We start from the raw sequence: 14,853 nt of genomic DNA, 5'->3' as shown, positions 1-14,853 counted from the left end.
GTATAGCCGAACGCCGTGTCAGGCCCTATAATGCGCCGCCTATGAGCAATCAAAAGAAACCCCAGGCCAACAGCGGCACCATCGCGCTGAACAAGAAGGCCAAACACGAATATTTTGTCGAAGACCGCTTTGAGGCCGGCGTTATGCTGACTGGCTGGGAAGTGAAAAGCCTGCGTGCCGGTAAGGCGCAACTGGTCGACAGCTATATCCTTCTCAAGGACGGCGAAGCCTTCCTGCTCGGCGGCCATATCACCCCCCTGAAGACCGCCAGTACCCACGTCATCGCCGACCCGACGCGTACGCGCAAGCTACTGCTGAACGCGCGCGAGCTGGACAAGCTAATTACAGGCGTACAGCAGAAAGGTTTCAGCTGCGTACCATTAGCCCTGTATTGGAAAAACCACCTGGTCAAATGCGAGATCGCCTTGGTGCGCGGTAAAAAAGATTTCGACAAGCGTCAGGTCGAGAAAGAACGCGACTGGGCACGTGAGAAGCAGCGCGTGGTGCGCGATAACAGCCGTTAACAGCGTCGTGCTCGCCGTTCGAATTTTTTCACCCGGCCGGTGAACTTTTGCAACAGCCTCAAGTCAAATTATTCATACCGGACTGGTCAGTTCCACCAATCCGGCGTGAGGCCAAGCAAGCAAGAATTTCTGCCCCGTTCTGCGGGGCTTTTTTTGTTCGCAGATCGGCGCCGCATCTAGCGCTGGCCTATCAACCAGGGAACCTTTGCAGTACAATTGCATCTGTTAGAAAAGACCAAGATGGTTTTGGGGCCGATTTGGATTCGACGACGGTTACAAAACTGGAGGGGCATGCCGAGTTGGTAACAGAACTCGTAAATAAACTGTTGCAAACCTATATAATTGCCAATGATGACAATTACGGTGCTCAACTAGCTGCGTAAGCAGCCTAGTCGCACTTCTGGTAGCTTCGGCTCCAGCAATCATTAGAGGATGTCTGTAAACTCGAAATGATTGTCATATAGAACAGAATCGTCGCCTAGTATGTTACGGACGAAGCGACTAAACATTACGTAACTCGCTCCAAACACCCTGCCACTCGGGCGGTGAGGAGTTAACTCAGTAGAGCTGGCTAAGCATGTAGAACCGATAGCGGAGGACTGGCGGACGGGGGTTCAAATCCCCCCGGCTCCACCAAATTAGAAAGACCTAAAGCCCTGATTATCCTAGTGATTTTCGGGGCTTTTTGGTTTCTGTGGTATGCGAGTGTCCCGAAAGTGTCACACCTGAAAGGGCCTCAAAAAATCTCAAGGTTGATGGTCTTGCAGCAATGGGCTAAATTGCTGTTGCTGCTTCTCTATTGAGCAGTGTTTGGCCAGCTTTCTATGCGGAGCTGGTACCGCAAAGGATCAATTCTATTTGGCCGGCGGACCCCCTTAACTTATAAGGAGGCCGTTAATGGCTAATCCACTTTCGAAATACCGTAAATCCGCTTTTGAGAAGCAAAATGGCCACTGCTGCTACTGTGGTTTTCTGATGTGGCAAGACTCTGCCGAGCAGTTCGCTCAATCACACCGAATTTCGATAGCCCAAGCCAGGCATTTCCAATGTACAGCCGAGCACCTGAAAGCTCGTCAGGACGGTGGAAAAGACGCTAGAGGCAACATAGCCGCAGCTTGTGTGAGATGTAATCAGCTAAGGCACCAACGAAAGAAAGGCCGTGAGCCTATGCAATACCAAAAGCTGGTACAGAAGCGCCTGGATAACGGCCGCTGGGTATCGATCCCTCCAGGATCTAAGCTGCACAGGAAATCCCCGCCCGACTTGGCTAGATTATTCGCGCTATAGGGGCGAACTTGATCGCGTCCTTTAAATGATCAGGCGCGAGGTGAGCATAGCGCATGGTCATAGCGAGGCTGGAGTGGCCAAGTATTTTCTGCAGCGTGAGGATATTGCCGCCCTTTTGTATGAAATGGCTGGCGAAGCTATGACGTAGAGCATGGCTGGCCTGACCTTTAGGAAGGGTGATACCCGACCGAGCGAGAGCGCGTCTGAAGGAGGTGATTGCACCTGTAAACGGACCATGACGCTTCCAGTGGTTACGTAAGAAAGCTTCCAGCTCAGGCGATATAGGAACGGTCCGGGCTTTGCTGGATTTAGTATTGGTGAAGGTGACCGATCCATTTTTCAGGTTGGCTGGGGTTCTGGTTTCAGCTTCGGTCCAACGAGCGCCGGTAGCGAGGCACAACAATACTATGGGCTCTACGTGCGGGTTATCACAGCCAGAACGGATAGCGTCGAGCAGGAACGTGATCTGATCGTCGGTAAGCCAGGACAATTCGCGTTCTTCAATGCGGAAAGGCTTAACGAGCCGCAACGGGTTGTCGTATTCGATCTGTCCTAGGCCTCGCAGTTCGTTATAGACCGCCCGGAGATAGCCAAGCTCATTGTTGAGCGTTTTAGGTGTGGTGCCTGATTCAGCACGAATGCGTCGATCATGGGCATAGGTGGAAGGATCTAGCAGAGCGGCTACAGGATTGCGTAGACGAACGCAGAGAGCGTCCAGCTTTGATTTGCGTCGCTTGCCGTCCTTGAGCATGTGGCCGTGCAGATCAAACCAGAGGTCAACCAGTTCCGACAAACGCCGGCGATCAGGTGACTTTGGGTTCCAGGAGGGATCAACGGCTTTGTTGGCATTAATGTAAGCCTCATAACGTAGAGCCTCAGCTTTGGTTTTGAATAACTTCCGGAACCGCTGACCACGGATAGGCTGACAATCAGCTAACCAGCGACCATCTGGACGACGCTTTACGGTCATACCGCCCTCCCCCATCTAACATGCCGCTCTTCAAGTAGATCCCGAATATGCCGGTACAGATCCCGCTCTGTCATTTCTTTGGCTGCATAGTGATCACGGATCACTGGCCAGCAATCCCATGGGTTCTACCCCGCTTCCACGGACACTTTCAAGTAGACTCATGTGGAGTCATAGGAGTGTTCATGTCCAAGCGCAAACAATATAGCCCGGAGTTCAAACGGGAGGCCGTAGAACTGGCCCGTCGCTCAGGCACCAGTTGTCGTCAGATAGCTCAAGAGATCGGGGTGGCGCCAAGCTTGCTAAATCGCTGGGTGCGTGAGGCGCGAGCAGCTGAGAAGCCTTTTCCCGGCACAGGCAACCCGCGAGATGAAGAACTTGCCCGCCTCAAGCGCGAGCTGGCCCGAGTGACGAAGGAACGTGATTTTTTAAAAGACGCGGCAGCGTACTTTGCCAGGGAATCATCGAACGGTACTCGGTGATCCAGCGCTGCCGCAACGAGTACCCAGTCCGACTGATGTGCCGTTGTTTGAAGGTGTCTGCCAGTGGCTATTACGACTGGCAAGATCGTGAGCCAAGCCCACGCGCTCAGGATAATGCGCGCCTGATAAAGCGTATTCGTGAGATCCATGAGGATAGCCGCGGTGCAATAGGTGCGCCTCGCATGCACGAGGATCTCCTATTCGAAGGTGAAACCGCCAGCCTGAACCGTGTTGCTCGCTTGATGGCCGCAGAGCAAATTCAAGGTTGGCCGCGCAGGAAGAGACGTGGCTTTGGCCGAGTAACGTCTGGCCGCCCAGCAGGTGTGGAAAATCTACTGGAACGCGACTTCAATGCCTTGGAGCCGGAGCGCAAATGGGTCACGGATATCACGGAGATAGCCACGCTGGAGGGCAAGCTCTTCCTGTGTGTAGTGCTGGATCTGTACAGCAAGCTAGTGATTGGCTGGTCGATGCATCATCGCCAAGATAGGCAGATGGTCATCCGGGCAGTGGAGATGGCGATTTGGCAGCGTCAGGGTAACTGGTCGGTCATTTTACATTCTGACAGGGGAAGCCAATTTACCAGCGTCGACTATCAGCGCTTTCTGAGCCGAAACACGCTGGTTTGCAGCATGAGTGCCGTTGGCCATTGTGCCGATAACGCGGCTTGTGAGGGCTTCTTCGGCCAACTCAAGCGCGAGCGTGTTGCTCATCAATCGTGCCGGACACTTGATGAAGCGCGAGCGGATCTGTTCGACTATATTGAGCGGTTTCATAACCCACGAATGCGTCGTAGAGTTGCTCAGCAAGATCTGAAGTTTTCGGCTCTTTTAAAACCGTCCGTGGAAGCGGGGTAGAACCCCTCCTTACCCAAACAATGTAAGGCCGTGTGACCCCATCCTGCAGCGTGACCTGATTTGGTCAAGGCCGGGTTGTCATGCAGGCAGCTTGGCTGCAAGGAGTTCGACCTTCTCTATATTGGGCGGAGAACTGAGCAAGGTCGCGGCGTTGGCCATCAAGGCCGCGGCGATCTGGCCGTTCAGATGTGCCTGGCGACCTGCCTCATCGGCAAAGGCATCGAACACACCGAACGTCGAAGGGCCAAACTTCAATGCAAACCAGGCAGTGGTGCCGGATTCGGCGTTGGCGAGCGGCAGTGCGCTGGCCAGGAAGTCGGCAAGCGCAGCCTCCTGGCCGGGTTTGGCTTCGAGGCGAACAAACAGGGCGAGCTTAGTCATACTGTAATCCTTTGGGTAAATGGTTTAGGTGAAAGCATCGATGAGCCTGCAGTCTAAGTCTTTATGACAACCATTTATATAGACAACAATGACAACTTTGATATCATTATTGCCATGAAACTTCATATCCTTGTTTGTGATGGCGTGTTTGATCTGGGGCTTGCGGCGCTCACTGACACAGTGGGCTTGGCCAATGCGATGTCGGGCTCGCTGCCACAGGCTCCCGCGCACATAGAGCTCACGCTGGTGGGCGTGCGGCGTCGCATCCGAACGGCGCAGGGCTTGACGGTCCCCGTGGTCACTGCGCGTGGTGTGCCGGAACCAGACGTCGTGCTCGTGCCCGCGTTTGGTGACAAGATGCCTGACACGCTCTCAGCTCGGCTCACACGCCCCGACGTGCCCGATGCGGTCGCCGCGCTACAGCTGTGGTCCACCGCTGGCGCGCACCTTGGTGCCGCCTGCTCCGGTAGTTTCTTACTTGCAGAGAGTGGCCTGCTTGATGGGCATCGTGCGACGACGTCATGGTGGCTGGGGCCGATGTTTCGGCAGCGCTATCCGAACGTCAAGCTGGACGAGTCACGCATGATCGTGAACTCGACACGCTTCACTACCGCGGGTGCCGCTTTGGCCCACGTCGACTTGGCCTTGCGCATCATCCGGGAGCGCAGTCCGGCGCTGGCGGCCCTGGTGGCACGCTATCTGCTGGTCGAGGCACGCAGTTCGCAAGCCGAGTTCGTGATTCCCGACCACCTTGCGCATGCCGACCCGATGGTCGAGCGCTTCGAGAGCTGGGCCAGAAGTCAGCTCGCGCAGGGGTTCTCGCTGGCCGAGGCGGCCAGCGCCGCGGGCACAAGCGAGCGCACCTTGGCGCGGCGGCTGCAAAGCGTTTTGGGCAAGACACCGTTGTCGTATTTCCAGGACCTGCGCGTGGAGCATGCCGTCCATCTCTTGCGCACCGGAAACGCCAGCGTCGACCAGGTCGCCACACAGGTCGGGTATTCGGATGGGGCGACCCTGCGGGCCCTGCTGCGCCGCAAGCTGGGCCGGGGTGTCAGGGAGTTGCGACGCGGCGGATGACCAGAGGCGTTTGGTATATGTACGGCTGGAGACCGCCGCGAAACTGACGCAGGCCAAACGGCGCATTTGGACCTGATAAAACTACTGCGCCACGTTATTTGAACTGGTTTGCTAGGGTCTGTTGCCATTTCGCGCTAACCCATTGATCTATAAGAACAAGCCCGTATCGTTGAAGCTCTGACCCAACATCGATACGAGCTTGCAATGCCCCGATTACTGCTCAGCGATGAGCATTGGTCGAAGCTGCGGGAAATTCTGCTGCACAAGGCCATCTACAACAAGCGTGATCTACGAATGACCGTGGAGGGCATGCTGTACCGCATGCGCACGGGATGTCCCTGGAGAGACCTGCCCAAGGCGTTTGGCTACTGGAATAATGTCTACAAACGCTTCAATGCAGGCCGCAGCGGTACAAGAGGATTCACCGAAAGAATTGCTTGGCATGTTGTTCTCCTCTGTTCAAACGGACGGCGCAGCTATCGCGCGCCAGGACGGCAGCTCGTCAGGAAGATTTCTCTTCCGCCGCCGTGTCGCTGTGGGCGTGTCTTATCCTGCGGACGATCCACCAGATCGTCAGCATCACCGCAGGTACCAGAACCGCCATCACCTGCGCCACGCTGTCGTGAACGAGCGGAATGCCCTTGAGCAGGTAGCCGAGAAGACTCACGACGTAATAAGAAATTGCCGCGACCGACAGGCCTTCGACGGTTTGCTGAAGGCGCAATTGCAACTTGGCCCGGTTGTTCATCGAAGCCAGCAGATCGCGGTTCTGGCGTTCAAGTTCGACGTCGATCCACGAACGCAGCAACGCGATGGCTCGGGTCAGTTTGTCGGAGAGCTTGGCCTGGCGCTCCTTTACGGATTGGCACTCCCGCATGGCTGGAGCGATGCGACGCTGCAGGAAATCCGCCCAGGTGCTGTATCCGGATACGGCCACTTCTGAAAGCGCAGCCAGCCTTTCCTCGACGATCTCGTAGTAGGCACGGCTGGCGCCGAAGCGATAGAGATTTGCCGCGACGCCAGCTTCCAGTTCGGCGGCCAGACCTGTCAATTCGGAAAGCAGCACGTCGCTATCGCGGCGTTCTACCAAATTCGTACACATCTCGTCAGTGATCGCAGCAAGGCGCGACTCCATGTGTCGCAGCTCCGACGTCATCGATCGCGTCAACGGCAGAGACAGCAACGCCAAGGTACGGTACGTCTCGATCTCCAATAGACGTTGAGCCAGCGCACCTGCCCGCGCCGGGGTCAAATCACGAGCAAGGATGAGGATCTGCGTCAGGCCATCCTCATCCTGTCGGAAGTCGGTCAAGATGGCGGCAGAGCCGTTCTCCACCAACGAGTAGCACAGGCTGGCAGGATCGAAGCGATCAGCCTCCTTCTCCGTTTCTGGTATCCACGGAAGAAGTCTCAAGCGGATGCCGGATATGACCGGGCCCGGAGGAACAAATCCATGTTTGAAGGGATTTTCTCCGCAAGGCTCTCCCGTCTTGGAATCCAGCGAAGCGCACCAGAGATACGTAGAGAACTCGGTGTGCTTTTCACAGTGAAGGTCTCCCTCATCCCATGTCATGCCGTGTAGCGGCGTAGCGTGGTCGGGCTCGGCAACGCCGAAGCGATGAGACAACTCGCTCATCGCCATCTGATCCCTGGCCTGGTCACCTTCGGTCATGAAAGCGAGCTGCAATATACCGCGGGGGGCCTGAAGCAACAGATGCGGGCGCGCATGCACTTCACCCACGGCTGCAGCACGATCGGCATAGGCCGGCATGCCGTACACGGTGGCGGTCGGGGTGGGTTGTACGGTCGTCGTATTGATATTGGCCGGCTCTTTCATAACGACCTCATTTCTCATTGGTTGAAAAGCACGCTTCAAAACAAATGCCCGCAGCCATGCGTTTCACACATGGCTGCGGGCCGATCTTCATGAGCAGGCACCGCGTTACACAGTCCGTCTAACAGGCTCGCCGTATAATAGAGGCTTGTGCTGACCCTGTCAGAACGCTCTCAGCTTCCTTGCTTTCAGACGAAGGTGTACGAGCAGACCTTGTTGCCCGCCGGATCACGCAGGTAGGCCGCATAGGCACCCGGCAGGTGACCACGTGCGCCAGGCTGGCCCTCGTCAATGCCGCCTGCGGCAAGGCCGGCGGCGTGGAAGGCATCCACTTCAGCGGGAGTGGCGGCCGCAAAGCCGATCGTCACGCCGTTGCTGGAAGGCGCTTCACCATTGCCCGGGCGGGCGATGATGAAAGCCGGCTTTTCGCGACCGAAAAGTACCCATCCGTTGTTGAAAGGACCGAGGTTCTTGATGCCAAGAGCACCCAGAGCGGCTTCGTAGAACGCGACCGACTTCTGAAGGTCGGCAGCGCCGATAAAGATGTGCGAAAAGATGCCATCGCCAGAAATGACAGGAGTGGACATGATTAATTTCCTTGGTGGTTGGTGTTGAATGGGTAGTGGGCGGTCAGTAGTGGATCACCGTGCGAATCGACTTGCCTTCATGCATCAGGTCGAAGGCCTTGTTGATGTCGTCGAGGCCCATGGTGTGGGTGACGAACGGGGCGAGATCGATCTCGCCTTTCATTGCGTCCTCCACCATGCCGGGAAGTTGAGTGCGGCCCTTGACCCCGCCGAAAGCCGAGCCCTTCCAGGTGCGACCGGTGATCAACTGGAACGGGCGCGTCGAAATTTCCTTGCCTGCACCAGCCACGCCGATGACGATCGACTGGCCCCAGCCACGATGTGCTGCTTCCAGTGCCGAGCGCATCACGTTGACGTTGCCGATGCACTCGAAGGTGTGATCGACACCCCAACCGGTCATCTCGATGAGAACCTCGTGAATCGGCTTGTCGAAGTCCTTCGGGTTGAGGCATTCGGTCGCGCCGAAGGTACGAGCCAGCTCGAACTTCGCTGGATTGGTGTCGATGGCGATGATGCGACCTGCCTTGGCCTGGCGTGCCCCCTGAATCGCAGCGAGCCCGATGCCGCCGAGGCCGAAGATGGCCACAGAGTCACCCGGCTGAACCTTGGCCGTGTTGTGAACAGCGCCGATGCCGGTGGTCACACCGCAACCCAGCAGGCAGACATGCTCGGGATTGGCGTCCGGGTTGATCTTGGCCAGCGAGACTTCGGCCACCACCGTGTATTCGCTGAAGGTCGAGCAGCCCATGTAGTGGTAGATCGGCTGGCCGTTGTAGCTGAAGCGGGTGGTGCCATCGGGCATCACGCCCTTGCCCTGGGTGGCGCGCACCGCCACGCACAGGTTGGTCTTGCCGCTCTTGCAGAACAGGCACTCACCGCACTCGGCGGTGTACAGCGGGATCACGTGGTCACCCGGCTTGACCGAGGTCACGCCCTCGCCGACCTCGACCACGATGCCGGCGCCCTCATGGCCCAGCACCGCCGGGAACACGCCTTCCGGGTCCTCGCCCGACAGGGTGAAGGCGTCGGTATGGCAAACGCCGGTATTCGTGATCCTGACAAGCACCTCGCCCTTGCGCGGCGGCTCGACGTCGATCTCGACGATTTCCAGTGGCTTTCCAGGCCCGAAGGCAACTGCTGCACGTGATTTCATGATGTCGCTTCCTTTACTAGCTAACTAAATTTTCCCTCACCGAGGGCACCCTGGTGTCTCTACCGCAGGTAGGAGCGGACGATGGAGATGGTCTCGTCAATGGACTTGTTCTGCGAATCGCTCCTGATTTCGCTACTGGGAAACTCTTCCCGTAGATAGCTCTCCATAACCGTTGCCATCAATCCGTTGTCAGCCCCACGAACAGCTGCAAGCTGCTGAAGAATTGCAGGGCATTCAGCACCTGCATCGAGCGCTTGCTTCTTTTCTTCCGGGCCATGTGGCACTCACCGCTTTTCACTCCAGATAAGCGGGGCCTGACGCCGAAGAGACAGGCCCTCAACTCATTAGAATTCCTGCACGGTTGGGCGCAGAACGATCTCGTTAATATCCACGTCAGCAGGCTGCTCAATTGCGAAGGCGATAGCTCGAGCGACCGATTCGGCGGGAATTGCATGCTTGTAGAAGTCCACCACGAAATCGCGGCTCTGTTGGTGGGTGCTGCCGAATTTCAGTTCGGAGTCCACGGCGCCCGGTTCGATAGTCGTGGTGCGGATGCTGCCACCGACTTCGTGACGCAGTCCTTCGGAGATAGCCCGCACAGCAAACTTGGTGCCGCTGTACACGGTGCCACCTGGGCTGAACACCTTCAGGCCTGCAACCGATGCGATGTTGATGAAGTGACCACTGTTTTGTTTCTGGAAGACTGGCAATGCAGCCGCGACTCCGTACAGCAGACCCTTGATGTTGATATCGATCATGCGATCCCACTCGTCAGTGCGAGTATCGCTGAGCGGTGCAATCGCCATCAGTCCGGCATTGTTGATCAGTACATCAATGCGACCGTAGGTGTCCACGGCACCTTGAATGAGCGTTTTGACCTCTTCCTGAGAGGTAACATCGGTCTGATACGCGATTGCCTGACCACCTGCATTGGTCAGCTCAGCCACCAATGCGTCGAGTTTATCTTTGCGACGTGCAGCCAGCACTACGCGAGCGCCAAGCGCAGCAAGGTGGCGTGCAGTAACCTCACCCAGGCCGCTACTGGCACCGGTGATAACGACAACTTTTCCAGAAATGTTATTGCTCATGCTGAGAACCTCGTCGGCGGGTTTATACTTCGCCATGGTTGGTTAACCTGGCAGTGCGCAAACTTTAGACCCATGATTGATATCAATAAATGGAAATGATTGGATTATGCTATTCCTGAAAATGGAATAAACGGGGGGGGGGGGGGCAACATGCTTAACCGCATGGAGATGGTTAGGATTTTTTGCACAGCAGCAGAGGCAGGTAGCTTCCGCGAAGCGGCAACTCGATTAGGCATCTCCCCACAAGGGGTGACTCGAGCCATTCAAGCCCTGGAAGCTGAGCTTGGCGAATCACTGTTCCACCGCAATACCCGCCAGGTGAGCATCACTGCTTTCGGTCAGGATTACGCCAAAGATGCCAGGTCAGCTCTGGATCATTTCGATACGCTATTCCGGTCGCACAGGACGGAGCCTGAGCTGTCAGGTAGGGTGGGGATTACGGCGCCACATGCTATTGGCAGGCGCTTCCTAATACCGTTTCTTCAGCCCCTGGCCGCTGCACATCCTGACCTGCAATTCGATCTCCGCTTGGAAGATCAGATGACTGATGCCGTTGAAGCGCATATCGATATTGGTATCCGGGTGGGGGTTATTCGCGACCGGCGCTACGTTGCACGTGCCTTAGCTCCCGTGCCGTTTTACGTTGTCGCGTGCCCGTCTCTCATAGGCCAACAGACACCACCTGAATCTTTGGATGCCTTAGCTAAGCTGCCACTTTCAGTCCTGATCGACCGGAAAAATGGCCGCCCTTGGCCTTGGCTATTTGCCGACGGGCAAACGTTCGCGCCCAGGCAGCCAGCGCTTATCTGTGATGATCCAGATACGGAACTGGAAGCCACCCTGGCAGGCATGTGTTTTGGCCAAATTCCTGCCTATCTGGCTGAGCCTCATCTGCGGTCAGGAAAGCTGGTTGCCGTTTTGGCTGATCACGCTCCAGCACCATGGGATCTGTTCATATACCGCCCGCAGCAGGGTCCTGTATCGAAGCGGGTGCGATTGGTGTACGACCACCTTAAGCAGGCTTTCTCAAACCCCAAGCTATTTCCCCAGGGCCTGGGGACATAGCTTGAATACCTGCCAGCAATCGTCCGCTTTTGGCCGATTCTGTTGAAAAAGTAGCGGCCTTCCCATGCCGTTGGCAAAATTGCGTTGTCAGCGAGCGTGGGGGCGAACAGCATGATGGGACAGTTACCGGGAGGACAGCAGCGCTTGTTCTACTCGTTCAACCTGGAAGATCACGTCCCGGCCCAACATCTCCTGCGCAGCATCGACCAGTGCCTGGATCTCAGTGATCTGCGTGCCTACCTAGCGGATTTCTATAGCCCCATCGGGCGTCCCTCGATTGACCCGGAGTTGATGGTGCGCATGCTGGTCGTCGGCTACTGCTATGGCATTCGTTCCGAGCGGCGATTGTGCGAAGAGGTGCACCTGAACCTGGCCTATCGCTGGTTCTGCCGGCTGGGTCTGGAAGACGAAGTCCCCAATCACTCGACCTTCTCGAAGAATCGCCATGGGCGTTTTCGTGACAGCGATTTATTCCGCTGGTTATTCAATGAGGTGCTGCGGCGTTGCATGGCAGCCGGCCTAGTCAAGAGTGAAGGTTTCGCCGTCGACGCCAGCATCATCAAGGCGGATGCCAGCCGGCAACGTGGGGTGGCGGGAGATGAGGTCGACTGGAACGATCCAAAACTCAGCAGCCGCGCAGTGCGCGAGTACCTCGAAGCCCTTGATGAAGAGGCGCTGGCTGAGGCTCTTCCCAAGAAAATTTCGCTCACAGATCCTCAATCCCGCTGGACAGCAGCGCCAGGTGGCCCGGCCTTTTTTGCCTACTCCACGAATTACCTGATCGACACTGAGCACGGTGTGATCATGGACGTGCAAGCTACCCCGGCGCACCGTACCGCCGAAGTCGATTCGACTAGGACGATGGTCGAGCGTGTCGAAGCGCAGTTCGATCTCACACCGGAACGCCTTATCGGCGATACCGCTTATGGCACCGCCCCTATGCTGGCCTGGATGGTCGAAGAAAAGGACATCGAACCGCATGTGCCGGTGTGGGACAAGACCGAGCGCAAGGACGACAGCCTCTCCAGTAACGACTTCCACTGGAATCAGGACGCCAATGAATATCGCTGCCCAGCCGGCAAACCGCTACGCAGTGAATGGCGCGCCTTTACCCTGCAAAGATCGCGGGTAACCAAGGCCAACACAATCATTTACCGCTCCAGCCAAACCGACTGCGCCACCTGCCCGTTGAAAGCAAAATGCTGCCCCAACACGCCGAATCGGAAGATCGTCCGCAGCATCCATGAGGCTGCCCGCGACGTGGCTCGACGCATCGCCAAGACACCGGAGTACCTCGTCTCTCGCTGCGAACGAAAGAAGGTGGAGATGCTTTTCGCCCACCTCAAACGGATCATGAAACTCGACCGTTTACGACTGCGTGGCCTAACGGGTGCCACTGACGAATTCAGCTTGGCTGCGATGGTGCAGAACCTGCGCCGCATGGCCAAGCTTTTGCCTCAAGGGCCACCGCTGACGGGATAGGTACGCCTGCTACGAGCAGAAACCCTCAAATTAACCCTTAAACCTGAGCAAGGACGCTCAGTGAAACGCCGGAAGGCAACTTGAAGTGGCTTGCAGCCACTTCGACAGCAGGCGCACTTGATCGGCAGGCTGCCGCTGAGGCTACTTTTTCAACAGAATCGGCCCAGAGTGTGTAAAAACGCTGTCTCAAACCCTTGCTATGATTTTCTCAGGATCTAACGCAAGGATCGTCCATGAAGCGCTTCATTCAGGGTGAGCATCGAGGCCAAAGCACCTTACTTCCAGAGAGTCTCGACGACTACGTCAGCGACACCAATCCAGTGCGAGTGGTCGATGTCTTTGTCGACGAACTCGACCTAGTGAAGCTGGGTTTTGAAAGTGCCATCCCCGCTGATACTGGTCGGCCTGCTTATCATCCCTCGATCCTGCTGAAGATCTACATCTACGGTTACCTCAACCGGATTCAATCCAGCCGGCGTCTTGAGCGGGAACACAGCGCAACGTGGAGTTGATGTGGCTGACCGGACGTTTGATGCCTGATTTCAAGACTATCGCTAATTTTCGGAAGGACAACGGTAAGGCTATCCGTGGCGTCTGCCGTCAGTTCGTTCTGCTGTGCCAGCAATTGGGATTGTTTGGCGAGAGTCTGATCGCCATCGATGGCAGCAAATTCAAGGCGGTCAACAACCGAGATCGCAATTTCACCAGCGCCAAGTTGAAGCGCCGGATGGAGGAAATAGAAGCGAGTATTAGCCGGTACCTGTCGTCGCTCGATGCTGCCGATCAACAGGATCGTCCTGCCTCTGACGCCAATGTCATGCGCCTGGAAGAAAGAATCGCTAAGTTGAAGGTGCAAATGAAGGAGCTTCAGTCAATCGAAGCTCAGCTCAATGAATCACCGGACAAACAGGTATCACTGACCGATCCAGACGCTCGTTCCATGATGACCCGCGGGACAGGAATCGTTGGCTACAACGTGCAGACAGCTGTCGATACCAAGCACCATTTAATCGTCGCTCATGAAGTGACCAACGTCGGATCCGACCGCGACCAGCTCAGCCCTATGGCCAAGCAAGCCCGCGAGGCGATGGGAACAGAAAAGCTGTCGGTGGTAGCTGACCGTGGGTACTTCAAAAGCGAGGAAATCCTGGCTTGTCACGACGCAGGTATCGTCACCTATGTACCCAAGCCAATGACCTCCGCAGCCAAAGCCGATGGGCGATTCAACAACGACGCATTTATCTATGACGCGGCGGCAAACGCATACACTTGTCCGGCTGGCGAGACTTTGATTTGGCGTTTCTCCAGCGTTGAGAAAGGCATGAAACTGCATCGGTACTGGAGCTCAAATTGCCAAAGCTGCGCATTGAAATCGCAGTGCACGCCGAGCAAGCAGCGGCGAATTCGGCGCTGGGAGCATGAAGCAGTGCTGGAAGAAATGCAGCACCGGCTCAGCAGAGCACCCGAGATGATGAAGGTTCGAAAACGAACCGTTGAGCATCCCTTCGGGACGCTCAAACAATGGATGGGCGCGTCGCACTTCCTGACGCGAAAGCTCAATGGGGTGAGTGCTGAGATGAGCCTGAATGTGCTCGCCTACAACCTGAAACGGGTGATGAAAATCATAGGCACCGTCAGCTTGCTAGAGGCCCTGACAGCGTAAAAGCCCTGGCTTTACTCACCTACGCTGCCTCTGAGAGGGCTCCAGGGCGTTGCTGGATTGTCTCATGCGCCATTCGCAGTGGTCATAAGCTTGATCAGGTTCTCAGCTCGAGAAAGGCTCGCTATAGACCGTGACGGAAATCCGTTCTGGCGTTTTTACACGCTCTGGGCCGATTTCAGTCGCTTTGCCCCACGCCCCAAATCTGCCCACATTTCAGCCGGAACTTGCGACCCTTTTCAGAAAGCAGAGCCACCGGGGGAGATTTGCGGAACCCTGTTTAAAAGCATCCCGCTCACTACCCGTGCAGCAAACCTCTTGGTTTTCTCTTTTTCGAGAAACTCACCGCAAAATGCAGTTGCTGGGTCAAGGATCGCCTATGAAAGCGATTTCTCTCATTTACTAAAGT

The 14,853-nt window shown here is 56.3% G+C and carries 13 protein-coding genes, 1 other RNA gene and 2 pseudogenes; 9 read left to right on the top strand and 7 right to left on the bottom strand.

Annotation, left to right across the window (positions count from 1 at the left end; translation table 11 throughout):
• Nucleotides 1–41 precede the first annotated feature (41 nt).
• The 3 genes from smpB (at nt 42) to EAO82_RS21085 (ending at nt 1,811) form a co-directional block, all read left to right on the top strand.
• Nucleotides 42–524: an SsrA-binding protein SmpB gene (gene smpB, locus EAO82_RS04355; RefSeq protein WP_096344984.1), complete on the top strand. Its 483-nt coding sequence runs from the start codon at nt 42–44 to the stop codon at nt 522–524.
• A 248-nt stretch (nt 525–772) separates the two neighbouring features.
• Nucleotides 773–1,160, top strand: a transfer-messenger RNA (tmRNA) gene (gene ssrA / locus EAO82_RS04350).
• A gap of 261 nt (nt 1,161–1,421) precedes the next feature.
• Complete coding sequence (locus EAO82_RS21085) at nt 1,422–1,811, top strand: HNH endonuclease (RefSeq protein WP_096344985.1); 390 nt, start codon at nt 1,422–1,424, stop codon at nt 1,809–1,811.
• Here the strand turns inward: EAO82_RS21085 and EAO82_RS04340 are convergent.
• A complete protein-coding gene (locus EAO82_RS04340; protein ID WP_096344986.1) occupies nt 1,792–2,781 on the bottom strand; it encodes a tyrosine-type recombinase/integrase in 990 nt (329 codons plus the stop codon). The two genes, EAO82_RS21085 and EAO82_RS04340, sit on opposite strands and share 20 nt — an antisense overlap.
• A gap of 182 nt (nt 2,782–2,963) precedes the next feature.
• Between EAO82_RS04340 and EAO82_RS04335 the strand changes: the two genes are divergently transcribed.
• A protein-coding gene (locus tag EAO82_RS04335; RefSeq protein WP_096344987.1) for an IS3 family transposase occupies nt 2,964–4,117 on the top strand; the annotation gives its coding sequence in 2 pieces (ribosomal slippage) (nt 2,964–3,210 and nt 3,210–4,117; 1,155 coding nt in all).
• Nucleotides 4,118–4,195: 78 nt separating this feature from the next.
• Here the strand turns inward: EAO82_RS04335 and EAO82_RS04330 are convergent.
• Nucleotides 4,196–4,498: a putative quinol monooxygenase gene (locus tag EAO82_RS04330; RefSeq protein ID WP_007182542.1), complete on the bottom strand. Its 303-nt coding sequence runs from the start codon at nt 4,496–4,498 to the stop codon at nt 4,196–4,198.
• Between the two features lie 63 nt (nt 4,499–4,561).
• Between EAO82_RS04330 and EAO82_RS04325 the strand changes: the two genes are divergently transcribed.
• Entirely contained in the window at nt 4,562–5,575 is a 1,014-nt protein-coding gene (locus EAO82_RS04325) for a GlxA family transcriptional regulator (RefSeq protein WP_096344988.1), read from the top strand.
• Nucleotides 5,576–5,779: 204 nt separating this feature from the next.
• Nucleotides 5,780–5,974, top strand: a pseudogene (locus tag EAO82_RS04320) (transposase); the annotation flags it as partial.
• 103 nt (nt 5,975–6,077) lie between these two features.
• Here the strand turns inward: EAO82_RS04320 and EAO82_RS04315 are convergent.
• From EAO82_RS04315 to EAO82_RS04295, 5 genes are all read right to left on the bottom strand, one after another.
• Nucleotides 6,078–7,412 (bottom strand): DUF3422 family protein, encoded by a 1,335-nt coding sequence (locus EAO82_RS04315; RefSeq protein WP_096344989.1) that lies wholly within the window; start codon nt 7,410–7,412, stop codon nt 6,078–6,080.
• Nucleotides 7,413–7,597: 185 nt separating this feature from the next.
• On the bottom strand, nt 7,598–7,996 hold the full coding sequence (locus EAO82_RS04310) for a VOC family protein (RefSeq protein WP_096344990.1): 399 nt from the start codon (nt 7,994–7,996) through the stop codon (nt 7,598–7,600).
• Between the two features lie 43 nt (nt 7,997–8,039).
• Nucleotides 8,040–9,149, bottom strand: a complete 1,110-nt coding sequence (locus EAO82_RS04305) for an S-(hydroxymethyl)glutathione dehydrogenase/class III alcohol dehydrogenase (protein ID WP_003291553.1) — start codon at nt 9,147–9,149, stop codon at nt 8,040–8,042.
• A gap of 59 nt (nt 9,150–9,208) precedes the next feature.
• A complete protein-coding gene (locus tag EAO82_RS04300) occupies nt 9,209–9,433 on the bottom strand; it encodes a metal-sensing transcriptional repressor (protein ID WP_013970887.1) in 225 nt (74 codons plus the stop codon).
• Nucleotides 9,434–9,493: 60 nt separating this feature from the next.
• Nucleotides 9,494–10,237, bottom strand: coding sequence for an SDR family oxidoreductase (locus tag EAO82_RS04295; protein ID WP_031633346.1), 744 nt, complete (start codon nt 10,235–10,237; stop codon nt 9,494–9,496).
• A 150-nt stretch (nt 10,238–10,387) separates the two neighbouring features.
• Between EAO82_RS04295 and EAO82_RS04290 the strand changes: the two genes are divergently transcribed.
• From EAO82_RS04290 to EAO82_RS04280, 3 genes and pseudogenes are all read left to right on the top strand, one after another.
• Nucleotides 10,388–11,302 (top strand): LysR family transcriptional regulator, encoded by a 915-nt coding sequence (locus tag EAO82_RS04290; protein WP_096348550.1) that lies wholly within the window; start codon nt 10,388–10,390, stop codon nt 11,300–11,302.
• 111 nt (nt 11,303–11,413) lie between these two features.
• A complete protein-coding gene (locus tag EAO82_RS04285; RefSeq protein ID WP_096348549.1) occupies nt 11,414–12,784 on the top strand; it encodes an IS1182-like element ISCfr1 family transposase in 1,371 nt (456 codons plus the stop codon).
• A 233-nt stretch (nt 12,785–13,017) separates the two neighbouring features.
• Nucleotides 13,018–14,447, top strand: a pseudogene (locus EAO82_RS04280) (IS1182 family transposase).
• Nucleotides 14,448–14,853: the final 406 nt, after the last annotated feature.

The organism is Halopseudomonas pelagia, assembly GCF_009497895.1.
Classification (GTDB): Bacteria; Pseudomonadota; Gammaproteobacteria; order Pseudomonadales; family Pseudomonadaceae; genus Halopseudomonas; species Halopseudomonas pelagia_A.
This window is presented reverse-complemented; position numbering and strand designations above follow the sequence as displayed.

Bases quoted from the DNA above. Each gene is read 5' to 3' on its own strand.
- EAO82_RS04340 (WP_096344986.1), bottom strand. From the start codon at position 2,781: ATGACCGTAAAGCGTCGTCCAGATGGTCGCTGGTTAGCTGATTGTCAG.
- EAO82_RS04310 (WP_096344990.1), bottom strand. From the start codon at position 7,996: ATGTCCACTCCTGTCATTTCTGGCGATGGCATCTTTTCGCACATCTTT.
- EAO82_RS04285 (WP_096348549.1), top strand. From the start codon at position 11,414: ATGATGGGACAGTTACCGGGAGGACAGCAGCGCTTGTTCTACTCGTTC.
- smpB (WP_096344984.1), top strand. From the start codon at position 42: ATGAGCAATCAAAAGAAACCCCAGGCCAACAGCGGCACCATCGCGCTG.
- EAO82_RS04290 (WP_096348550.1), top strand. From the start codon at position 10,388: ATGCTTAACCGCATGGAGATGGTTAGGATTTTTTGCACAGCAGCAGAG.
- EAO82_RS04315 (WP_096344989.1), bottom strand. From the start codon at position 7,412: ATGAAAGAGCCGGCCAATATCAATACGACGACCGTACAACCCACCCCG.
- EAO82_RS21085 (WP_096344985.1), top strand. From the start codon at position 1,422: ATGGCTAATCCACTTTCGAAATACCGTAAATCCGCTTTTGAGAAGCAA.
- EAO82_RS04295 (WP_031633346.1), bottom strand. From the start codon at position 10,237: ATGAGCAATAACATTTCTGGAAAAGTTGTCGTTATCACCGGTGCCAGT.
- EAO82_RS04325 (WP_096344988.1), top strand. From the start codon at position 4,562: ATGACAACCATTTATATAGACAACAATGACAACTTTGATATCATTATT.
- EAO82_RS04330 (WP_007182542.1), bottom strand. From the start codon at position 4,498: ATGACTAAGCTCGCCCTGTTTGTTCGCCTCGAAGCCAAACCCGGCCAG.
- EAO82_RS04305 (WP_003291553.1), bottom strand. From the start codon at position 9,149: ATGAAATCACGTGCAGCAGTTGCCTTCGGGCCTGGAAAGCCACTGGAA.